Annotated in this window: 19 protein-coding genes; 9 read left to right on the top strand and 10 right to left on the bottom strand. The window is 68.5% G+C overall.

What is annotated here, in order from left to right; genetic code table 11:
• On the top strand, window positions 1-624 hold the full coding sequence (locus IEZ25_RS10770) for an L-threonylcarbamoyladenylate synthase (RefSeq protein ID WP_191199431.1): 624 nt from the start codon (window positions 1-3) through the stop codon (window positions 622-624).
• A 200-nt stretch (window positions 625-824) separates the two neighbouring features.
• Here the strand turns inward: IEZ25_RS10770 and IEZ25_RS10765 are convergent, their stop codons facing one another.
• Together IEZ25_RS10765 and IEZ25_RS10760 are read right to left on the bottom strand one after the other, a co-directional pair.
• Window positions 825-1,268 carry a DUF6542 domain-containing protein gene (locus IEZ25_RS10765; protein ID WP_191199430.1) on the bottom strand — a complete coding sequence of 148 codons (444 nt, stop codon included), beginning with the start codon at window positions 1,266-1,268 and terminating at the stop codon, window positions 825-827.
• 21 nt (window positions 1,269-1,289) lie between these two features.
• Window positions 1,290-2,486 (bottom strand): DNA recombination protein RmuC, encoded by a 1,197-nt coding sequence (locus tag IEZ25_RS10760; protein WP_191199429.1) that lies wholly within the window; start codon window positions 2,484-2,486, stop codon window positions 1,290-1,292.
• 127 nt (window positions 2,487-2,613) lie between these two features.
• Between IEZ25_RS10760 and IEZ25_RS10755 the strand changes: the two genes are divergently transcribed.
• Entirely contained in the window at window positions 2,614-3,924 is a 1,311-nt protein-coding gene (locus IEZ25_RS10755; protein ID WP_318152167.1) for an MFS transporter, read from the top strand.
• Here IEZ25_RS10755 and IEZ25_RS10750 read toward each other — a convergent pair.
• The 3 genes from IEZ25_RS10750 to IEZ25_RS10740 form a co-directional block, all read right to left on the bottom strand.
• On the bottom strand, window positions 3,917-4,696 hold the full coding sequence (locus IEZ25_RS10750; protein WP_191199428.1) for an exodeoxyribonuclease III: 780 nt from the start codon (window positions 4,694-4,696) through the stop codon (window positions 3,917-3,919). The genes IEZ25_RS10755 and IEZ25_RS10750 overlap by 8 nt on opposite strands.
• Before the next feature lie 163 nt (window positions 4,697-4,859).
• Window positions 4,860-6,389, bottom strand: a complete 1,530-nt coding sequence (locus IEZ25_RS10745; RefSeq protein WP_191199427.1) for a PH domain-containing protein — start codon at window positions 6,387-6,389, stop codon at window positions 4,860-4,862.
• Window positions 6,386-6,919, bottom strand: coding sequence for a PH domain-containing protein (locus IEZ25_RS10740; RefSeq protein ID WP_191199426.1), 534 nt, complete (start codon window positions 6,917-6,919; stop codon window positions 6,386-6,388). The genes IEZ25_RS10745 and IEZ25_RS10740 overlap by 4 nt, the downstream gene beginning before the upstream one ends.
• A gap of 218 nt (window positions 6,920-7,137) precedes the next feature.
• Here IEZ25_RS10740 and IEZ25_RS10735 point away from each other — a divergent pair, with 218 nt between their 5' ends.
• The 3 genes from IEZ25_RS10735 to IEZ25_RS10725 all read left to right on the top strand — a co-directional run bounded on the left by IEZ25_RS10735 (window position 7,138) and on the right by IEZ25_RS10725 (window position 9,759).
• Complete coding sequence (locus tag IEZ25_RS10735) at window positions 7,138-7,953, top strand: M57 family metalloprotease (RefSeq protein WP_191199425.1); 816 nt, start codon at window positions 7,138-7,140, stop codon at window positions 7,951-7,953.
• A gap of 144 nt (window positions 7,954-8,097) precedes the next feature.
• The gene (ychF, locus tag IEZ25_RS10730; protein ID WP_191199424.1) at window positions 8,098-9,174 is read left to right on the top strand and encodes a redox-regulated ATPase YchF; all 1,077 of its coding nucleotides are present in this window, start codon (window positions 8,098-8,100) and stop codon (window positions 9,172-9,174) included.
• A 288-nt stretch (window positions 9,175-9,462) separates the two neighbouring features.
• Window positions 9,463-9,759, top strand: a complete 297-nt coding sequence (locus tag IEZ25_RS10725) for a DUF4193 domain-containing protein (RefSeq protein WP_191199423.1) — start codon at window positions 9,463-9,465, stop codon at window positions 9,757-9,759.
• A 383-nt stretch (window positions 9,760-10,142) separates the two neighbouring features.
• Here the strand turns inward: IEZ25_RS10725 and IEZ25_RS10720 are convergent, their stop codons facing one another.
• Together IEZ25_RS10720 and IEZ25_RS10715 are read right to left on the bottom strand one after the other, a co-directional pair.
• Window positions 10,143-10,703: an RES family NAD+ phosphorylase gene (locus IEZ25_RS10720; protein WP_191199422.1), complete on the bottom strand. Its 561-nt coding sequence runs from the start codon at window positions 10,701-10,703 to the stop codon at window positions 10,143-10,145.
• Window positions 10,700-10,987 carry an antitoxin Xre/MbcA/ParS toxin-binding domain-containing protein gene (locus IEZ25_RS10715; RefSeq protein ID WP_224748840.1) on the bottom strand — a complete coding sequence of 96 codons (288 nt, stop codon included), beginning with the start codon at window positions 10,985-10,987 and terminating at the stop codon, window positions 10,700-10,702. Before IEZ25_RS10715 ends, IEZ25_RS10720 begins: the two co-directional genes overlap by 4 nt.
• 138 nt (window positions 10,988-11,125) lie before the next feature.
• Between IEZ25_RS10715 and IEZ25_RS10705 the strand changes: the two genes are divergently transcribed.
• From IEZ25_RS10705 to IEZ25_RS10690, 4 genes are all read left to right on the top strand, one after another.
• Window positions 11,126-12,274, top strand: coding sequence for a hypothetical protein (locus IEZ25_RS10705; RefSeq protein WP_224748839.1), 1,149 nt, complete (start codon window positions 11,126-11,128; stop codon window positions 12,272-12,274).
• A gap of 626 nt (window positions 12,275-12,900) precedes the next feature.
• The gene (locus IEZ25_RS10700; protein ID WP_191199419.1) at window positions 12,901-13,689 is read left to right on the top strand and encodes a hypothetical protein; all 789 of its coding nucleotides are present in this window, start codon (window positions 12,901-12,903) and stop codon (window positions 13,687-13,689) included.
• Window positions 13,686-14,258 carry a hypothetical protein gene (locus IEZ25_RS10695; protein WP_191199418.1) on the top strand — a complete coding sequence of 191 codons (573 nt, stop codon included), beginning with the start codon at window positions 13,686-13,688 and terminating at the stop codon, window positions 14,256-14,258. The genes IEZ25_RS10700 and IEZ25_RS10695 overlap by 4 nt, the downstream gene beginning before the upstream one ends.
• Window positions 14,259-14,745: 487 nt before the next feature.
• Window positions 14,746-17,163 (top strand): hypothetical protein, encoded by a 2,418-nt coding sequence (locus IEZ25_RS10690; RefSeq protein ID WP_191199417.1) that lies wholly within the window; start codon window positions 14,746-14,748, stop codon window positions 17,161-17,163.
• Between the two features lie 139 nt (window positions 17,164-17,302).
• Here IEZ25_RS10690 and IEZ25_RS10685 read toward each other — a convergent pair whose 3' ends face one another.
• The 3 genes from IEZ25_RS10685 to mobF all read right to left on the bottom strand — a co-directional run bounded on the left by IEZ25_RS10685 (window position 17,303) and on the right by mobF (window position 21,585).
• Window positions 17,303-18,430, bottom strand: a complete 1,128-nt coding sequence (locus IEZ25_RS10685) for a tyrosine-type recombinase/integrase (protein ID WP_191199416.1) — start codon at window positions 18,428-18,430, stop codon at window positions 17,303-17,305.
• A 58-nt stretch (window positions 18,431-18,488) separates the two neighbouring features.
• Window positions 18,489-18,719 (bottom strand): helix-turn-helix transcriptional regulator, encoded by a 231-nt coding sequence (locus tag IEZ25_RS10680; RefSeq protein ID WP_318152166.1) that lies wholly within the window; start codon window positions 18,717-18,719, stop codon window positions 18,489-18,491.
• A gap of 229 nt (window positions 18,720-18,948) precedes the next feature.
• Complete coding sequence (mobF, locus tag IEZ25_RS10675) at window positions 18,949-21,585, bottom strand: MobF family relaxase (RefSeq protein ID WP_318152165.1); 2,637 nt, start codon at window positions 21,583-21,585, stop codon at window positions 18,949-18,951.
• Window positions 21,586-21,793: the final 208 nt, after the last annotated feature.

Below are 21,793 nucleotides of genomic sequence, written 5' to 3'. Positions count from 1 at the left end.
ATGGCGCGCTTCGTCGACATCCACCCCGACAACCCCCAGCCGCGACTGGTCACCCAGGTCGTCGACGCGCTGCGCAACGACGAGCTCATCGCCTATCCGACCGACTCCGGCTACGCCCTCGGGGCGCAGCTCGGCAACCGCGACGGACGCGACCGGATCCTCAAGATCCGCGAGCTCGACGACCGCCACCACTTCACGCTGATGTGCAAGGACTTCTCCCAGCTCGGGCAGTTCGTCCACGTCGCGAACTCGTCGTTCCGGGCGATCAAGGCCGCCACGCCAGGGCCCTACACGTTCATCCTCCCCGCCACCGGCGAGGTGCCGAAGCGGCTGATGCACCCCAAGAAGCGCACGGTCGGCGTCCGGATCCCCGAGCACCCACTGGTCTGCGCCTTGCTCGAAGAGCTGGGGGAGCCGATCCTCACCAGCACGCTCATCCTGCCCGGTGAGACCGAGGCGCGGACCATGGGCTGGGAGATCAAGGAGGACCTGGACCACGTCGTGGACGTCGTCGTGGAGTCCGGCGAGGTGACCGCCGAACCGACGACGGTCATCGACTGGTCCGAGGACGAGCCGGTCGTCGTACGCCGCGGAGCCGGCGACGCGTCGCGCTTCGAGGACTGAGGCGCCTCGTCCGCTGCCACCCTGGCGGCGTACGACATCTGGTTCCGCCGGTGTGATGTCGCGCGCCGCCACCTTGGGCTGTTCGGGCCACCTTCGAGCGCCTCGCTGAGGTGGTGGCGGCGGATGGCGTGCTGGCGAGGTCGTGGCGTGCGATGTGCTGCCACCATGGCGGGCCGGGGAGCCCCTGAACGACGCGAGCGTCAGGCCGAGCGGCCGAGCTCGTGGCCGAGCTCGGTGGCCATGCCGGCCTCGCCCTCGTGGTGCAGCCGCCAGACCAGCCACCCCAGGCAGAGGGCGTAGCCGACGAACAGGGCGAGACCGTGGGTGGCGACCCCCGAGACGACCGCCTGGAGGACGCTGTCGCCACGGTCGGCGACGACGTCGCGGTCGACGAGGGAGACGAAGAGGAAGGTGGCCGTCATCAGCACGGGCGGGAGCAGCGCGACCATGTAGAAGTCGCCGCGGCGGACCCGTGCGGCGAGGGCGAGGCCGAGCGCCATGAAGCACAGGTCGAAGAACAGGGTCAGGTGACCGCTGAGGATCACGTCGATGCCGACCGCGGTGAGCGTGAGGGCGACGCCCAGGAGCACGACCTGCCGGCCCGGCTCGCGCCCGGCCTCCCAGAACCCATCGGCCTGTGCCACGAGGTCAACCTAGGTCCGGTCTCAGGCGCCCCGGGCGCGCCGCGCCGGACCGCGGGTGGTCTGGATGTCCTGCTCGTCGGCGAGGAGCTCGTCCAGCGTGGGCTCGTCGGTCGGTCCCGGCACGTCCAGCGCGTCCAGGTCTGACGTGACGGGCTCGGAGCCGGCGAGCTCGGGCGCGGCGAGGGATCGCGGGGCCGTCTCCACCTGGCGCGGTGCCTCCAGGCCCTCGGTGGTCACCCCCAGGTCGGCGAACCGCCGTGCGGAGACCAGCACCCGACCCTCGAGCGAGCCCATCGCCTGGTTGTAGGCGACGACGCTGGCGTTGAGCGAGCGGCCGACCCGGTCGAGGTGTCCGGCCATCGACCCGAGTCGGGCGTGGAGCTCCTGGCCGAGGCGCTGCACCTCGTGAGCCTGCTCGTTGAGCACCTCGTGCTGCCAACCCTGCGCCACCGTGCGGAGCAGTGCGATCAGCGTGGACGGGGTGGCGAGGACGACGTTCTTGGCGGCCGCCTGCTCGACCAGGTCGGGCACCGCCTGGAGCGCGGCCTGGAGGATCGCCTCGCCTGGCAGGAACAGCACCACGAACTCCGGAGTGCCGGGCACCGCCTCCCAGTAGCGCCGCGACCCGAGGTCGCCGACGTGCTTGCGCACGTGCTCGCCGAGCCGAGCCAGCGCGCGGTCGTGCTCCGCCGGGTCATCGGAGCCGGTGAGGTCGAGGAACGCCGCCAGCGGCGCCTTGGCGTCGACCGCGATCGTCCGGCCGCCGGCCAGCGAGACGACGAGGTCGGGGCGCAGCCGGCCGTCGTCGAAGCGCACCTGCTCGGCGAAGTCGCAGTGGTCGACCAGCCCGGCGAGCTCGACGGTGCGGCGCAGGTGGAGCTCGCCCCACTGACCGCGCACCTGCGGCTTGCGCAGGGCCGTGGCCAGGGTGGTGGTCTCGCGGCGCAGGGTGTCGGTCGAGTGGCGCATGTCGGCGACCTGCTGGTGGAGCTGGGCCTGCCACGCGACCCGGTCGTGCGCGAGGTCGCTGAGCTGGTCCTGGAGGCGGTCGAGCCCGTCCTGCACGACGGCGTGGTCGGCCACGCGCTGCTGGAGGGCGGCGATCGCCGGGTCGTCGGCGGGGCGGCTGCGCGACCACAGCACCCCGATCACCGCGCCGAGCGCCAGGCCGACGGCGAGGACCAGCGCCAGGGTGAGCAGCAAGGGGAAGGTGTCCATGGCCCCAGCATGGACGGCCCCACCGACAGCTCGTCGGCAGCGGGGTGGGCGAACGCGGCAGGATCCGTGCGCAGATTGACATTCCGGCCACTCGTCCACCGGGTGCCCCAACCGTGAGGATGTCCGGGTGACGACGGCGACCCCCGCAGGGACCCCGACCGGTCCCCACGCCACCCGACGCCCGCCGCTCCACTGGGCGTGGATCGTCGCGGCTACGGCGTTCGTCACCCTGGTCGGCGCCGCCGCCTTCCGCTCGGTGCCCGGCGTCCTGATCGAGCCGCTGCACGAGGAGTTCGGCTGGTCGCGCGGCCTGATCGGCTCGGCGGTCTCGCTGAACCTCATGCTGTTCGGGCTGATCTCGCCGTTCGCCGCGGCTCTGATGGACCGCTTCGGCGTCCGTCCGGTCGTCACCTTCGCCCTGGTGATGGTGTCGGTCGGCAGTGGCCTCACCGTCTTCATGACGCAGGCCTGGCAGCTCGTCCTCTGCTGGGGCCTGCTCGTGGGCATCGGCACCGGCTCGATGTCGATGGCCTTCGTCGCCACGATCACCAGCCGTTGGTTCGTCGCCCGCCGCGGCCTGGTCAGCGGCATCCTCACCGCCGGCAACGCCACCGGCCAGCTGATCTTCCTACCGGTGGTCGCGTGGTTCGCGACGCACCACGGCTGGCGTACGGCGGCGCTGCTGGCGTCGGCGGCCGCACTGGCCGTCGTACCCCTCGTCCTGCTGCTCCTCCGCAACCACCCGGCCGACCTGGGGCTCCGGGCGCTCGGCGCCACCGACGCCGACCCTGGTCCGCCGCCGCACCAGCAGGTCGGCTCGAGCGCGGGCCGCGCCCTCGCGGTGCTGCGCGACGCCGCCCGGACGAGGACCTTCTGGCTGCTGTCCGGCGGCTTCGCGATCTGCGGGATGACCACCAACGGCCTCATCGCCACCCACTTCGTGCCCGCCGCCCACGACCACGGCATGCCCGCGACCACCGCGGCCGGCCTGCTCGCGGTCGTCGGGATCTTCGACGTCGTCGGCACCATCGCGTCGGGCTGGCTCACCGACAAGGTCGACCCGCGGCTGCTGCTCGTCGGCTACTACGTCCTGCGCGGCGTCGGGTTGATGGCCCTGCCGGCGCTGATGGCGCCGCACGTCGAGCCGAGCATGTGGGTCTTCATCATCGTCTACGGCCTCGACTGGGTGGCGACCGTGCCGCCGACCGTGGCGATCTGCCGCGAGTGGTTCGGCGCGGCCTCCGGGCCGATCGTGTTCGGCTGGGTGTTCGCCAGCCACCAGGTCGGCGCGGCGGTGGCCGCCACCGGTGCCGGCCTGGTCCGCGACCTCACCGGCGGCTACGACCCCGCCTTCTACGCCGCAGCCGGGCTGTGCGCTGTCGCCGCGCTGATGTCGTACGCCATCCGGCGCACGCCGCGTCCGGTGCCGATCAGCTGAGGTCCACGACCACGGGCGCGTGGTCGGACGGGGACCCCGTCCCCTGCGCGGGGTCGCGCTCGTCGCGGTCGATGAAGGCACCCGCGACCCGGTCCGCGAAGGCGGGGGAGCCGAGGACGAAGTCGATCTTAAGGCCGCGGTCGCGCTCGAAGCGCTGGCGGTAGTAGTCCCAGTAGGTGTAGCCCGGCGCGTGCGCGCGGGTGACCTCGGCGTAGCCGTCGTCGAGGAAGCCCTGGAACGCCGCGCGCTCCGGCGGTGTGACGTGGGTCGACTTCGCGAACTGCTTGACGTCGAAGACGTCGTCGTCGGTGGGGCAGACGTTCCAGTCCCCGACCAGCGCGGTCTCGCCGTCCAGCCACCCGGTCGCGGCCGCCCGGAGCCGAGCCAGCCAGTCGAGCTTGTAGACGTAGTGCGGGTCGTCGGGCTTGCGACCGTTGGGGACGTAGAGCGACCAGATCCTGACGCCGCCGCAGGTCGCTCCGATCGCGCGTGACTCGGCCGCGGCCGGGTCGCCGTACGGCGGCATGTCGGCGAAGCCGACCTCGACGTCCTCCAGCCCGACGCGCGAGAGCAGCGCCACGCCGTTCCACTGGTTCGTGCCGGCCACCGCGATGTCGTAGCCCAGCGCCTGCAGCCCCATCAGCGGCAGCTGGTCCTCGCGCGCCTTGGTCTCCTGCAGCGCCAGGACGTCGATCTCGTGTCGTTGCACGAAGGCCTCGACGCGGTCGATGCGGGAGCGGAGGGAGTTGACGTTCCAGGTCGCGATGCGCACGGCACCACCCTACGAACCGGGGACACCGTCCACAGCGCCGGGCGATTGCCCCCGATGCCGCGGCGCAGCGAGTACGGTGAGCAGATCAAGTCCGAACGCCCCTTCTGTCCCGAGCGGAAGGGGCGTTCACCTTGCGGGGGTGATCGGTCCCCGGCGTTGCCGGTCAGGCAGTCTCGGCCAGGAAGTCGCCGAGCAGGCCGGGCGTTGCGTCGTCCGCCAGCGCGACCGCCACGTCGAGACGTACGTCGCGCACCAGCACGCGCTCCGCGCCGGCCGCGGTGGTGGCCGTCAGGTCGGCGAGGCCGATGCGGCGCTGCCACCACGACTGGGTGATGACCCAGCCGATGATGCCGTCGGTCTCGAGCACCGTGCGGATCCGCGCGAGGACCCCGCTGCCCGCGACCAGGTGGTCACCGGAGAGCCGGTGCCCGAGGTGGCGGTACGACGCCTCGCCGGCCGCCGCGGCGAGCACGAGGAGGACGGCGGCGAGGCCGACCAGCCACCACCACGAGAAGTCGAGGAACCACCAGGCGATCGCCGCCACCACCAGGACGTCGAGCGCGTTGAGCACCTGCCGGATCCACGCTCGCCGGCGCGCCCGGGGGCCGTGCTCGACGAGGGCGTCGGTGAGCGGACCGCGGTGCTCGACGACCGTCTCGCCGACACCGACCGCGACGTCGCGCGGGCACGGCGGCAGCACGCGGGTGACGCCGTCCTCGACGCCCGTCGCCAGTGTGGCGAGCTCGGCCCCGCCGACGACGCGCATCAGCACGGGCTCGGTCAGCACGACCCCGCGCACCTTCGCCTCCTCGACCGTGATCGAGCGGCGCGTGAAGAGCCCTGATGTCAGGTGCAGCGAGCCGTGCTCGCGGACGAGCAGGAAGTTCCACCACTGCACGACGTAGCCACCGACCGAGACCACCAGCCACACGCCGAGGCCGACGACCAGCAGCACGACGACGATGGCGATCACCGCGAACTGGGTGAGCCAGTTCCACGTCGAGGTCGCCGTCTCCTCGTTCCAGATCGGCAGGTTGTCGCCGAACTGCGAGAAGACGCCGACCGCGCCGGCGAGGATCACCAGTCGGCCGAGGGAGAACGGCGCGAACCGCAGCCACGACCAGTCGATCCGGGCCAGCAGCACCGGCGCGGGCTCGGGCGCCGGGGGAGCGGGGCCCGTCGGCTCCTGGTGCTCATCCAGCGCCGCGCCGGCCGTCACGTCGGCGATCGGGTCAGGTGCCGTGCGGCGGCGCAGGAGCGTCGTACGCAGTGCCTGGGCGTCGGCGGCCGCGAGTGCGTCGAGCGTGATCCGGTCGTCGTCGACGCCGGTGCCGATCTGCACCTTCTGCACGCCGAGGACTCGGTGCAGCAGGGACGCCTCCAGATCGACGCTGCGCACCCGGTCGAGCGGTGCGGTCGAGGTGTTCTTGTTCAGGATCCCGCTGCGCACCTGGATCTGGGTCTCGGTGAGCCGGAAGTGCGTGGTGAGCCAGGGCAGGATGCCGAAGAGCAGGGGGGCGACGATCGCGATCGGCAAGATGATCGGCCAGAAGCGTGGGTTCTGGCTGATGCCGACCAGCGCCACGACGACAGGCACGATCGCCTGCCCGACGGCCTTCACCGGGTCGAGCAGGAGCTTGCGCGGGCTCAGCCGGGACCACCCCTCGTCGGGGCCGCCGGGAGCGGGGATCACGTGGCGTCGCCCTCGGTCGCGGCGGTGATCTCGGTGAGCCGTGCGACCACGTCGCGGGCCACGTCGGCGTCGAGGCAGTCGACCGTGATCGGTCCCGCCGCCGAGGCGGTGGTGACGGTGATCGAGGCCAGCCCGAACAGGCGCATCAGCGCCCCCTGGCGCGAGTCCACCGTCTGCACGCGGCTCAGCGGCGCGATCCGCGTCTCCCGCCCGATCCAGCCCTCCCGGGTGTGGACGGCCGTGTCGCTGACCTCCCAGCGGTGCACGCGGAAGCGGATGCGCGGCATCAGCGCGACGTGGGCGGCCGCGGCGAGCGCGAGGGCCAGCACGACCAGACCCGTCCAGCCCGGGACGTCGGGGATGAGGAAGTAGGCCAGCGCCGCGGCGACCACGACCACGCCGTCCCCCAGCAGGGCCGACACCGTCCAGAACGGGACCGCCTGCCGCGAGACCTGGTGGGCCGGCTCCCGCAGGACCGGCGTACGGCTGGCAGCGCTGGTCACGCCGTCACTGGCCCCGACATCACTCATGCGGCCGAGTCTTGCAGGTGCGGGGCCGACGCTCCGCCCCAGCGACCGCTCAGCAGGCGCAACGCAAAAATGTGCAGTCCACGAAGGCGTTCGATAGGCGGACGAACTTCTGCAGGTTCTTGCAGTGCACATTCCTGACCGACCGTTCGGCTTCCATCCCGCGGTCTAGACAGGTTGGTTGGAGGGGCCAACCGAATCCAACCGGAAGAAGTGAAGCAATGTTGAAGACCACGATCAGTCGGTCCATCGCGGCAGCCTTCAGCGCAGGGGCGCTCGCCCTGTCGATGGCCCCGGCCAACGCGGCCCCGGCCGGGGAGAACGTCCCGACGTTCGAGGAGTTCCAGGCCTCGACCTTCCGGGACGTGGGCGGGCAGTACGTCGTCAACGGCGACGAGACCATCGCCAACACCAAGGCGCTCCGGGACTACTACGACCGGATGGTCAGCTCCAGCAAGCCCGGCGGCTCGACCTCGCTCGTGGTCAACACCAACGGCGGAGCTGACGACCTCTGGAGCGACGCGACCACGCTGACCTACTGCGTGAGCAACTCCTTCGGCTCCGACAAGTCAGCCATCGTCTCCGCGATGCAGTCCGGCGCGGGCCAGTGGGAAGCCGCCTCCAGTGGTGTCGACTTCACCTACGTGTCCTCCGCCGACGCCAGCTGCAACACGTCGAACAGCTCGGTGACCTTCTCGGTCGAGCCGACCAGCACCACGCAGTACATCGCCCGCGCCTTCTTCCCGAGCAGCCCCAAGTCGCAGCGCAACGTCCTGGTCAACGCCTACTCGCTGCAGAACTCCGGCTCCTGGACCCCGTCGAACATCCTGGCCCACGAGCTGGGTCACGTGCTGGGCTTCCGCCACGAGCACACCCGGCCCGAGGCCGGCACCTGCTTCGAGGACAACAACTGGCGCCCGCTGACGCCGTACGACTCGTCCTCGATCATGCACTACCCGCAGTGCAACGGCTCGTCGAGCGACCTCTCGATGACCGCCACGGACCGCGCCGGGGTTGCGTCGGTCTACGGCTCCTGAGGCGTCACTGACTGGTCACCGACCTGCTCACCGACGCTCGAGGAGCGAGGGGCCCGGCCGTGGGGCCGGGCCCCTCGCATGTCCGGACGACGACCGGGCTCGCGTTTCGTCGGCCCGTGCCCGGTCGCCGTAGACTCCCCGCCCGTGGCTCTCACCATCGGCATCGTCGGTCTCCCCAACGCGGGCAAGTCGACGCTCTTCAACGCACTGACCAAGAACGACGTCCTCGCGGCGAACTACCCGTTCGCCACCATCGAGCCCAACGTCGGCGTCGTCGGCGTGCCGGACGAGCGGCTCCCGCAGCTCGCCGAGGTGTTCGAGTCGGCCAAGGTGCTGCCCGCCACGGTCGAGTTCGTCGACATCGCCGGCATCGTCCGCGGCGCCTCGCAGGGCGAGGGCCTGGGCAACAAGTTCCTCGCGCACATCCGCGAGTCCGCGGCCATCTGCCAGGTCACCCGGGTCTTCCGCGACGAGGACGTCACGCACGTCGACGGCGAGGTCAACCCCGCCAACGACATCTCGACCATCCAGACCGAGCTGATCTTCGCCGACCTCGAGACCGTCGAGAAGGCCATCGCCCGGCTCGAGAAGGAGTCGCGCAAGGTCAAGGACCTCGTCGCCAACCTCCACGCGGCCCAGGCTGCCAAGGAGGCCCTCGAGTCCGGCACGCCGATCATGGCCACCGACATCGACCGCTCCCTGCTGCGCGAGCTGTCGCTGCTGACCGCCAAGCCGTTCATCTACGTCTTCAACTGCGACGCCGACGAGCTCGCCGACGAGGCGCTCAAGGACAAGATGCGCGAGATCATCGCGCCGGCCGAGGCGATCTTCCTCGACGCCAAGTTCGAGGCCGACCTCGCCGAGATGGACGACGACGAGATGGCGCACGAGATGCTCGGCGAGATGGGCATCACCGAGTCCGGCCTCGACCAGCTCGCACGCGTCGGCTTCGACACCCTCGGCCTGCAGACCTACCTGACCGCCGGCCCGAAGGAGACCCGGGCCTGGACGATCAGGAAGGGCGCGACCGCGCCCGAGGCCGCCGGAGTCATCCACACCGACTTCCAGAAGGGCTTCATCAAGGCCGAGGTCGTCTCCTTCGACGACCTGATGGCCGCGACGTCCATGCTCAAGGCCCGTGAGGCCGGCAAGGTCCGCATGGAGGGCAAGGACTACGTGATGGCCGACGGTGACGTGGTGGAGTTCCGCTTCAACGTCTGAATCGCTGCGTTTTCGCAGGTCAGAGCGGGTGCGACCCTCACCAGTCCGCACGCAGTCCGCAAGAATTTCGGTCCCTGGCGCGGAGCGGCATTGGTTGCGATCACGGGATGGGCGGGTGCGGAGGCTCGTGAAGTCGTGTACGCGCGTGCTGCTGGCGGCGAGGTCACGTGACCGATGTCGATCAGTGAACGCTCTTCGAGGCCCGGATGCCCGTCTGGCCACGTGCAGGGGGACCGACTGAGTACGGCAGACTTCGCCCGCCCGAACGAATAGAGAGCACTTCCCGCCATGGCAACTGACTACGACGCCTCTCGCAAGAGCGAGGAGGAGCAGAAAGAGGAGAGCCTCGAGGCTCTTCGCCTGGCCGCGACTGACAAGGACGCAAGCTCCGGCAAGATCGACGAGGACGAGACCGAGGCCGCCGAGTCCTTCGAGCTCCCCGGAGCCGACCTGTCGAACGAAGAGCTCAGCATCGAGGTGGTGCCGAAGCAGGCCGACGAGTTCACGTGCTCGGTGTGCTTCCTCGTCCACCATCGCACCGCACGCGTGTCAGACAATCCGCTCGTCTGTCGCGACTGCGCGTAGGCATGTGCGTGCCCGCTCAGTCCGGTCGATACGGGTGACGCGACGAGCGCAGTGCTAACCGCCCGGCGCGGTGGCGAGCGGCATTGGACCGCAGTCCCCGATAGGCGGCGGACAGACGCACCCTGCTGAACCCTTTCGTGAGGATCGCCGCACTCGACCGCCAGGCGACTCGGCAGGCTTCGCACCCGCGTGTTGGCCTTGCTGCTCAAAGTTCTCTCGCGAAGGTGGACCGGGTGACACATAGACGGAACCTAGTGCTTGGTTGGTGGCCAGCATCGGCGCCTTCTGATCCACGATGGAGGTGGCTATCGCCCGAGCCTCTGGTCTAAGCAACACGAGAGTCCCGCTGGCGCGCCGATGCCGTCGGTCGGAGCTAGTGCCCGTCAAGTCGGACGCTTCAGGGACTCGTAGGACGCGTAGTCGATGGGTGTCGTGGTGATGCCGGTGACCTGCCCGGGTGTGGTGCGGTGTTCGAACAGAGCGAGGGTCACGCCCGCGCCGACGGCTGAGGGCGCCAGCACACCTTGGAACTCGAGGAACCACGCGGCGTGTCCGACTGCCTGACATGGCTGCCACTCGCCGCGGAGGTCATCGACATCAAGGCCAAGGATGTCTTGGGTGGCCGACACGGTGAGGTCGAGGACTTGGACGTCGACCAGCTCGATGGTGTGCAGGACGTGGGGGATGGTGAGGAGTTCCTGCACGGTGAGGTGACGGTCTTCGGCGGCCCGGGCCAGTTCGCGCATGCACGCCTGGACGGGCTGGGCGAGGTAGATCGTGGGGAACAGGTCCGGGGGGTTGTACCGGCCGCCGAAGAGCCGTGCGCCTACCCCGGACAGAGCCTCGCGGCGCGCGGTGGTGTACCGGTGGGTCTGCCCTGACCAAGAAGTGCGGCCGATGCGGTCGACGGCCTCAAGGAGCGCGTCATCAGGAACCGACGTCAAGCGAAGACTCCGTCGGCCATGGCCTCGATGAGGGCTAGGACTTCCTTGTACCTTCCGGCCTGGATCAGTGTCGACGGCTTCTCATGCTGCAACGCCCGCTGAGGGGTGAACAGCCAGGTGTTCGCATGGTCGCGGGGAAGAACCTCACTGAGGACATCCGCAACATAGACGAGCTCAAGCAGACGTTCCTTGTTCAGGCGTTGCGGGACCACCTCGCCGGCGGCCCACCTGGCCACCGAGCGCCCTGAGGCGTCAACGATCGAACCCACTTCCTCGTCGCTCAAGCCGAGAGTGTCCATGGCCCCAGTTACTTTCTCTGCGAGCGCACCCGCTGCGACACGCCCCATGGCTGTCCATCCCGTTCTGTCGAGGTTCTGTCGCTAGTATGTCAGCCTAGTCAAGACCTCCCGGAAGGCACGCCGATGAGTCTCCAGATCGCCCTGGGCCACAACGACCAGAAGGTTGTTGAGGACTTCCTGTCCCGCCAGCCCGCCGCAACCTCGGCGATCGTGCTCGACGCCAAGGCCGCTGCGAAGCAGCGTCACGCCGCCGAAGCGGCCGCAGAGGAGGGCATCAAGGTGCTGTGGGAGCCGGCAACCCAGCTCCTCGCCGCCGCAGGCTACGGCCTCGAGCGGTTCCCCCTGTGGGGCGGCGCTCCCTACGACGTTGACGTGCTGGCGACCTCGCTCGAAGCGCGGCACGTCCTGGTCGAACGGACCATCGCCGCGCACCCCGACGGCACCACGGACGTGACCGCCCCCCACTTCTATGCGGTCTCGGACCGCGCGGCTCACCTCAACGTCGACCTCGCCGAGGCCACGGCGCTGCAGTCCGACCGGCCCGTGCGCGCCATCCTGACCGCGCCGCAGCGGTACCTGCGCTCGCGGGCCGCCGCCCTTGGCGAGGAGTACCACCAGGCCGGCATCCGCCACCTCGAGCTGCGCATGTCGCCGTTCGGCGGTGAGGACGAGAGCCTGAAGAAGATCGTCGACGGATTCCAGATCGCCCAAGACCTCACCGAGGCTGGACTCCACGTCACGCTGGGCTACTCCGGGAACCTCGGCCAGGTCGCCGTTGCCCTCGGCCACGCCGCGGCATACTCCGTCGGCGTCGGCATGATGGAACACGTCAACCACATGACGCAGGTCAACCGGAAGAGCAAGCCCCCGAAGCCGCTCGAGGACGGTGAGAGCGGCGGTGGGCCGCAGGCCGGCGTCTACCTGCCGGCACTCGCGTATACGGCGCCGCTGCGCGTCGCGCGGCGGCTCATGGAGCAGTCCGACCTTCGCGTGCGGATCGGGTGCCGGGTCGGCAGCTGCGGCACCAGCGTGCTCGGGCCCGTGCTTGACGTACGCGGGCACTACCTCCACAGCCGTGACCTCGAGGTGGCGACCCTGATGGCGAAGCCGGCGGGCTGGCGGCCCACCGCGGAGCTCCAGCGGCTGCGCCAGGCCCTGACCCTGCGCAACCAGATCAACAGCAACTACCTCGAGGTCGGCCAGCCGGCCATCAAGACCCGCACCCTCGACAGCCTCATCGTGGACATCGAGCGGGTCCAGGCCGCCTCCTGACCCACGCCGGGCTCAGCCGTCGCCCTGAGATGCCCTGCACGCCTGCGCGCGGCCGCGGGACCAGTCGAGCTCGACGGGTCGAAGGCGCGCCAGGCGGATGATGTCGACACGACTGCCCGTCGGTGACGCCCGGCGCGCCCATGCAGTCCCGGTGCCGTCCTTGTGCCGATGCCACTCCTCGACCACGCCGAAGCACCAGATGGCGACGTCGACGTAGACGACGACCTCGCCCCCGTGTCGGCTGCAGGATCCTCAAGTACCACGGGAGCCGACCCGGCTGCACCACCCCCGGATCGGGCACACGGTCCTGCTCCTCCACCACGAACCCGACGGTAAACCGACAGCCCCATGCGCCAAGACGGCCGGCGCTCCCACCCCGGCCGACACGTCCCGCGATCGGGGACGAAATGAATCGGCGACGATGACATTCCAGCGGTTCCCAACTGTCGCGCCCAAGGAGCTCGGTTGTCTCGCTGGCGCGACCAACGGGAGTGGGTCTGTGATGGAGCTACGAGGGGATTGAGAGAGTACTTAGATGGTTCTTCACTATTAGTCCCGCTCCCGCGACAATCCGCAGCCGTCGGCTGCGGCCCAGGTGGCGCGCTGGCGCTGGCACAATGGTCCGCATGACCAGCACCCCTACTCCCGAGCAGGCGGCCACTATCGCGGCCGCGCTGAAGGCTGCCGGGCGCACCAGCAAGGCCGCTCCGCTGCGGCGCTCGTTCGTCCAGCAGGGTAGCCAGAAGAACCCCAAGCCAGGCCCCCTGCAGGCCATGGTGGAGCGCCACGACGAGACCGGCCTCGACCTCTACCTCCTTCTCGTCGCCGGCGCCAGCAGCGAGCCGTGGGACGTCGCACGAGACGCACGCGTCTGGGGCCGCGCGATCGGGCACGGCTTCGACGTCGACGGAGGCCGCTCGATCGTCTCAAAGGCCTGGCTCCGGCTCGACGAGACCTACCATCTCGTCGAGCGCCAGAGGAGCGGACGGCTGGCCCGCATCACCCTCCTCGACGAGTCCGGCAACGGCGAGCCCTACACCTCGCCCGAGAAGGCCTACCTCAAGCTCCCCTTCGCGTATTGGAGCGCCGAGGAGGCCTGGTACGCCCAGCTGACGCTCCGCGCGAAGGCAACCCTGCTCATCGCGCTGTCTCTGCGCCAGCCGTTCGTGCTGCCCGCCGAGCGGGCCGAGAGCTGGTACGGCATCTCGGCCGACAGCATCGACCGAGGTCAGCGCGAACTCCGCAAGCACGGGATCCTCACGCGCAACTTCACCGTCGTTCCCGACTGGCTCTCCGGGACCGGGTCGCGCACCGACTACACCTTCTCCCTCAAGTCGCCGTTCGCGCCGATGAAGAAGCTCACCGGCAAGAAGCCCGTCACCAAGGGGCACCTCAGCGCCGTGGCGCAGCCGTGAGCGCCCGCACGCTATGCGGTCACGTCGACGAGTCGATGTCCGACACCCGCCGCGACCCCGGGGCGTACATCCTCGCCGCCGCTATTTGCGACACCACGGCCCAAGACGAGATTAGGGCGGAGATGGAAGTGCTGCGACTCAAGGGCCAGAACAAGCTGCACTGGCACGACGAAGACCACAAGCGCCGCCAAGTCATCATCGAGCGCGTCGCACAGCTGCCGCTGATGCACCTGGTCGTCGTTCGAGACCAGATGCCCGACGCCCGAGCCGAACGGCGACGGCGGCTGTGCATGCAGCGCTTGCTGTTCGAGCTCGACCAGCTCGAGGTCGCCACCGTCACCTTCGAGTCCCGCGGGCCCGCCGACGACCGGCGCGACATTGACATGGTCGGCGCCATGCGTGCCGAGCAGACCATCACCAGCCAGCTGCGCATCGAGCACCAGAAGGGCCCCCTGGACCCGCTGCTGTGGGTACCGGACGCCGTGTGCGGCGCGCTCACTGCCGACCGCGTCGGTGACTCCACCTACTTCGCGGAGATCACCGCGCACACCCAGCTCATCACCCTGTAGAACACTCCGGTGCTGCAGGCAAGGGCCCGAAAATGCCGCGAGCCCGGGACCCCGTCGTCCGGCGGGAACTTCCCAGGCTCACTTCCTACTCCACCTCGATGGAGCGGCTTATGCGTCAAGTGTGACGGGTTTCGGCAAACACGTCAAACACCGCTAGCGCGGCACCCATCCTCAGATAGGCAGGACACGTTATGCAACTCCGACCAGCCCATCAGCGCCAACCTGAGACGCCCGCGAGCTGCTAGGGACGCACCCGCAATAGTGGGCTGCCCAGCAGGTCAGCCGGCGTGGGCGTGTCCTGGACGGCCGCGGCGATCAGGCGCGCCTCGACGGACTTCTATGTCGGGACCTCGTCCCGCTGCGTAGTTGGCCTGCTGCACGTGTCAACGTCGACGCCCACGCGCACCGGGACTGACCTTCTCCGTTCCACAGCGAAGCTCAGAGATCCAGGACTAGCCTCGGCGGCTGGAACCATCAAGGGGGCAACATGGAAGCCACAAGGCTCAGCAAGCACGAGCTTGCGGACAGGTACGCCGATGCAGAATGGCGAGAGCGCTTCATAGATGCGTCTCGCCTCGGCGAACTCCTTGCGGGCAGTATCCTCCGCGAGAAGTACAAGATCCCCGATGAACTTGTCGGGACCGTCCAACTCACCGAGTTCGGAAACAAGGTCCTTCAGAAGCTGGTGACGAAGAACGATCTCCCGGCTAAAGAGGCACGACTACTCTGCTTCTTGCGCCTTGTCCATCGTGAACCGCTGGTTGACGTCGTGCGAACCGACCTTGACGAGCTTCGGCGGATCATCGACAAGCAGATCCGCGGAAGGGATCTCCTGTTCCCCTTCGTGCTCGGTCGCGAGCTCTACGATCGGGCCGCCGACGTGTACGAAGACATGCGCGACACTCTGTCTCATGCAGAGACACTCAAGCTTCTGGAGCCCATGCCGATCGGCGTGTTCCAGGTTGAGAACTACGTAACCGGTCCCTACGGGCTGCTGAGAAGTCCGGAGCGGCGCTGGTTCGGCCCCGTGACTACGGTTCCCCTGTTTCACTGCAGCGAGCTGACCTGCTCCCGTGTCCACACTGCAAGGCTGAGCAGCGACCACAGCGCGCCCATCAATCAGCACTCCCCCGTCGTGGATCGTGTTCTCGAGTCGTTCGGCGACGATGAGTCCGAATGGGGCGAGTTCATGCAAGACGTCGCTGGGACGGAAGGCTTCCGCTTCGACGACCGCTCCTTGGAGCCGATGTTCTTGGCGCTTGGCGATCTGCTTGCGGACGATGAGCTGCGCGTGCTGCTCGCACACCTACTCGACAACAGTTCGGGGTCCCTGCGCGACCTGCTCGAACCTCTCGCGCTGGTTGGCAAAGCAGACGATATTGCTGCCGGCTTGGACCGAGCTGGCCTCACTCAGCTCCTCATGCTGACTCGCAACGAGGAGATCGTCTCCGCGCTGGATACCCTTATCCTTGCCACGGACGAGCAACCGCGAAGGATTCGGGTGGAGGTTGGCGAGATCCGTCGGCTAATGACAAACCGGCGCCTTGCTTACGGAACCTTTGGAACCTTCCCCGAACTGTCTTCTCTGGGCGTCAGGTTCACCTCCGACGAGCACTCGCTAGGTCCCATGCGCCTGAAGCGACTAGTCGACGAGCTCTACAAACTCGATACGCCAGCGGAGGTCGACGAGCTGCAATGGCAGCTTCGGACTGTCGAAGGCGAAGAGCCACCGGAGAGACTTGAAGAGTTTGTGCGTTCAGCTGAGCCCGACGAAGTGATCGAGAGACTCATCCTTTCCAGGCGCACCAATCTCGTTCTTGCCTGTGACCGTCTCGGTCTTCGGTACGAAGACTTCGCCGACGATCCGACCTTCGTGCAGGCCGTCCTGTGGAAGCTCGGCTTCTATCGCCACGAAGCGCCAGACTTACGTGCCGCATTCTGGGACCACTTCGGCCGGCTCAAGTCGTTCTGCCAGACGGCAGGCGTCGGCGCACGCGTCGATGCAGTCGAGTTGAGGTCGAAGGCCGCCAACTACTTCGTTGAGCTCGAAGGCGTTCTCGACGACAGCCTTAGTTTCGCCACTTGGGCACTGACACACGATCACATCGCCGCAGAGCGCCCGTTTGACTACGAGCCAGGACGCCACCGACTGATGGCTTTCGACGTCCTTAACGAGCAGTTCCGGCTCGAGAACCCCGGCGCCGACCCGCTACTGAAAGACAAGAACACCCTCCAGCCACTCATCACTGGCTTCGGGGTACTTGCTGACTACCTCGAGAAGCTTAGGACGCGCCCGTCTGACTGGCGTCGGGATGCCGATGCGTATCCGCGCTACGCGCGGTTCACAGATCTCAAGAAGTTCCCCTTCGAGCACCGGGCCCCCTTCCTCGATCTGCTGCCCCGCTCGCAGGAACGCATCGTTGAGTCGGTGAACTACGTCCGGACGACACTTGATAGTGCCAACGTCGCGAATGCACGCAACGAGCACATGCACTACCGGATCACGACGCCCGATCTGACGAAGTTGAGCTCTGCGCTCGATGCGGCAGAGAAGGCCGTCGCGCGCCTAGAAGCCGATGGGCTTTGCCGAACGCTTTTCAAGCGCGTGAGCGTGCATGGAGACAGTTGGGATCGGCGCGTTTACACCCTCAGGAGCGCCAAGGGCACCGAGCTGGCGTTCGCTCGTCCCAGCGCATATGACTGGTCGCGCATGCCAGCACTCGTTGGGGGACCCCAGTACGCCATGCCAGCGGCCGTTTTTGCTCGGCCAAACGAAATCCTTCGTTTCAGGCAGACCTTTGATACCTCGTACGCCGCCTATTGGGAGAATTACCCGAAGCGGCGACTTCCCCGTGGGGGAGTGATCGGGGCCCGCGTCGCGGCCGGCCAGGAAGCATCGTCCTAGTCGACCGCTTGGGCTGGCTCCCGGCCGCAGCTCGGATCAACGCGGAATGTGCGTACGCAGATGATGAGCAGTCAGCCGCTCCTGGCGGTGCTGCATTGTGGGCGATGAGCAGTAAGTCGATGTGCGCATCTCCGAGCGGTCAGGGCAACACGTTGGAGGGTGCCGCCGGCCCACCAGGAGGCGCATCGGGCGCTCCAAGAGACTCGGAAATGATCGATTCTGCGGCCCTCCTGGTGCGATCCTCTGCGGTGGGCCAGAGATGAGCGTAGGTATTGAGGGTCGTGGTCGCCTTGGAGTGACCGAGCGACCGCTGAACCGTGACGACATCGCACCCGGCCGCGATAAGGCCTGAGGCGTAGAAGTGCCTGAGATCGTGCAGTTTGATCTGCGAGAGGCTGGCGTCAGTGAGCGCCTTTCGCCACCAGTAGCCGACCGTGTTCTGGTGCGGGGGATCGTCACCCTCTCCGGCGAACAGCCAACGGTCCTTTCCTGAAGTGCCGTGGGCGCCCACGTGCTCGGTCAGGATGTTGACGAGGCTGTCGGCAAGGAAGACGACTCGCTCCGAGCCGTACTTCGGTGCGCGGACATCGATCGCTCCGCCGGTGACGCGTTGGATCTGGCGCGAGACCTTGAGCGTCCGTCGGAGGAAGTCGATGTCTCCGAGCTGCACGCCGGCGGCTTCGCCTAGTCGCAGTCCCGCGAACGCGCAGAGGGCGATGAATGGCCGGAACCGCTCGTCGGCGACGGCCATGAGCTGTCCGACCTCCTCGGGCGTGGGAATCGACATCGCAGCATCCGCGCGCCGGCCGCGGGGGAGGCGTACGCCGTTGGTCGGGTCAGTGCCGATGACGCGGTCCTTAACGGCGGCCCTGAACACGGAGCGGACGTTGACGTAGCGCGTCTTGATCGTCCCGGGCGCGAGTCCGGCGGCGTGCATCTGCTTGATCCAGGTCTCGACGTCTGAGTGCCGGACGAGCTTCATCGGTCGGTCCGTGAAGGGCACCGATCTCGCTGCCAACGACATCGCGAGGACGGTGCCAGGAGCCCATACCTGGCGTGCCGACCACTCGCCGAAGAAGGCCGAGAACGTGATCTGGCCGGCTCGCGGGTCGGCGTACGTTCCGGTGACAACGGCTGAGGTGACCTGGTCCAACCACTGCTGCGCGTCGATCTTGCGATCGAAGTGCCGTGAGTGCTCCTTGTCGGACTCGTCGCGGTACCTCGCCCGCCACTTGCCGTTGGGTCTCTTGGCGATGCTCCCCGCCATGGTGATGCTCCCTTCAGGATCGATCCATCGTCTCTCCGGGTTCCGACATCGACAGCGATCAGTGGTGATCCTGTGGACGGTTGGTCTGTTCGGCGAGCCAGAGGGTGAGGTCGGCACGCCAGTAGCGGACGTGGCGGCCGATCTTGAAGCTGCGAGGGCCGCAACCGAGGTGTCTCCAGTAGCGCAGGGTCCCTTCGGGAACACGCAGGAGGCTGCAGGCCTCCTGGAGGGTGAGAATCTCGTCGCCAGCGTCTCGGCGCGGGCTGGGTGTGTGCGGCTGGGCGGTCACGGGTCCTCCTGAGTGATGGTGTTCGGCTGACACGAGAGGCGACGTCGGTCGGTGCCTCTCGGACATCGGTGAACGTGACTCGTCGCGTGTGATTGGAGTCGACCAGCGTGGACGCTCAGGTTTACCGGGTTGCGGTGCCGAGGGCGGGGGAAGGCTGGGGAGGACTGAGGGGGAAGGCTGGAAACGCGCAGGTCAGCAGGCTTCCCCAACTTTCTGACGATGACGTACGTCAGAGCCCGATTCCGGCGGATCGGGTGGCTGTTGGGCTGGTGTAGTCGTAGGGGGAAGGCTGGCCCGCCGGCCGCGGAGAGTGCGGTCCGCAGCGGTCGATCGCGTCGAGGGCGGCCCGCTGCATGTGGGCGGGGCCGAGGTCCGCGCGGTCGCGGTCGAACACTTGGCTCCACTGCTGACGGGCTTCGTCGAGAGTCGCAGCGACGAGGTGCGCGACGTTCGATTCCCGGCCCCGGGTCATGGCGACGTACGTCGCTGCTGCGCCGGTGGACTCGGCGATGGCGACGTGGGCGTGGTCGACGGTCTCTCCTTGCGCGCCGTGGATGGTCGTGGCGTAGGCCAGCTCGACGTGATCGCGCACGAACGCCGCCGGCAGTTGCCGGTCGTAGTAGAGCTCGGGGGAGTGGACGACCAGGTCGCCGGCTTCGCTGACCCTGGTGACGGTCCAGGTCTGCCGGTTGGTGACGCCGAGCGCGGGATCGTTGCGGCGTGTGGCGACACGGGCACCGACCCGAAGCTGCTCACCACGCCGTGTGATGACCATCCCGGCGGCGGACTGGTGAGCGGGTCCGTGTGTCCGCTTGTAGCTGATGGCCGCGTTGAGCGCGGCGACCTGTTCGCGGGTGTCTGCGACCACGAGTTTGCCGGTGGCTCCGACCTCGGCGAGCGCGGCCGTGCGTTCGGCTTCTGAAGCGTGGACGGCGATCTGGCCGCGTTTGAGGAGCTGGTCGAAGAAGGCGTCGGGGTCTCGTCCGTCGCGCATGCGGAGGCTGATCTGGGCGTAGTCGGGGTCGGTGAAGCGGTGGACCTGCTCGAGGGTGAGTGCGGCGCTGGGATGTGCCCAGGCGAGGACGTGGTCGAGTACGCCGCCGCGGCCGACGGCTGGGAGCTGGTGCCGGTCGCCGAGGAACGCGATCCGGGCGCCAGCTTCGTCGGCGAGGGTCAGCAGGGCCAGGGCGTCGTCCTGGGTGACCATGCCCGCCTCGTCGACCAGCAGCAGATCCCCGCGCCGCAGTCGCGCCTCCGGGCTGGGCAAGCCGGATTGCCGGCTGGGTTGCCGGCTCCAGTGGCCGTCGTCGTCCCATCGCCAGCCGTACTGGTGGATCAACCAGGCGGCGGACTGGGCTGCGCCGCCCGTCTCACGGGAGGCGACGTCGGCCGCCTTGCGGGTCGGGGTCACGACCATCAGTCGATGTCCGTGCCTCGCCAAGTGCGCGCTCACAGCGGAAAGGGTGGTCGTCTTGCCAGCGCCGGCTGGGCCCTCGACGACGACCAGCGCACCCCGACCGGTCAGCGCCGCGACCACCCGTGCCTGATCCGGACCCAACCGCGCCAGGGTCTGGCGCGGCATCCGGGAGTGCTCGGCAGGCTGCGCGCGACGCATGAGCCGCTCGAGGATCTGGGTCTCGACGGCGAGCACATCTGGCGAGGTCAACGCTCGCACGTGTTCGGGGACGTCGGGGCGCAGCAGCAGGGGCCTGCAGCGCGCCGCCGCGCGGGCGGTGATGTCCTCGGCGAGCTCGATCCGGACGCCGGCTGCGGCGACAACGCCGCTCTGGGCGATCAGGTTCTCGACCTGCCCTCGGATGTCGGCGGTGTTCCAGGCGGACCGCTTGGCGCCCAGACGCGAGAGCACGAGCTCGGCCGCCCGATCACGGTCGAGCTCCGAGATCGACGCGGACCGCAATGGAAGAGCCGCAGCCGGGCCTCGGTAGCCGAGCGCACGCAGGTCCTCGTTCCACCCCTCGATCACCTGAGCGCCGTCCTTCGGAACGACCTTGTCAGGTCTGGCCTCCGCCCACGCGCGCCGATCCCAGACCTCTCGCAACTGCGGTCCTGGCTCCTGGCCGGGGTGATCGGACCGCCAGCCTGCTTCGTACCGATCGACGTTGGCCCGGATCTGGGCGCTGCGGGCGCTGAACGCGCCCGAGAACTGCTCGAGCTCCTTGACCTCGCCGGACGCGAGATCGAGCGTGAATCCGGCATCGGCGAGCGCCGTCCGGAACTCGGGGTCGGTGGCCACGGCGGCATGGCCGATCCCGTTGATGGCCTCGATCATGTCGCGGACCCCGACCGAATGGAGTCCACGCCACTGGCCGGCAGCGAACACGCGAGCGTTGACCTGCAGGTGAAGGTGACGGTGCGGGTCGCCAGCACGCGACGTGTAGTGCCGAATCGCGGCTGCCTCGAGCTGCTCGACTGGGATCTGTACCTGGCGTCCCCGTGGCCCGATCCGGGTGGTGGCGTGCTCGGCGAGGTAGCCGATGATCTGCTCGGCGGCACGATCCTGTGCGGCGTCCAGCGCAGTTGACACCTCGGGGCGCAGCGCGGCAGCGAGCGACCACGTCTTGGGGCCATTGATGGTGACCTCGACAAACCGCAGAGCGCTCGCGTCCGTGCGAAGCCGACCCTTCGGCTCACCGGACTCGACATCGACCCCTGCAACCCAAGCCTCGTAGGCCGCTCCGTCGAGGTCCGGTCGTCTGGCAACTTTGCTCAGACCGTCGGGGGACCGCGCGGCCGCGAACCGCATCGCGATGCCAGCGCCTTCGGCGAGGTAGTAGTCGTCGTAGCGAGCGCAGTCCTGCTCGACGTAGGTGCGCGCGGCCTTCGGGGTGCCCCGGTAGAACTTCACGCCGCCGTGCACGCCGACCACCCGCCTCAACGCCGTCCGTCGACAACCAACGGACCCCTAGAAATGCCGCGTGGGCCGCTCCAACCGGAGCAGCCCATCTACGAACCTTCGTAGCATGCGTGCCGCTTGGTGGGGAAGGGGTTGAGAGCCGGCGAGGAGTGGTGAGAAGGACGAGATCTTCTAGGCCGAGCTTGTCCGATGGTGTTCA

The sequence above is a fragment of the Nocardioides hwasunensis genome, from assembly GCF_014779665.1.
Classification (GTDB): Bacteria; Actinomycetota; Actinomycetes; order Propionibacteriales; family Nocardioidaceae; genus Nocardioides; species Nocardioides hwasunensis.
The sequence above is the reverse complement of the archived record's forward strand: the minus strand, read 5'-3'. Positions and strand labels throughout refer to the sequence as shown.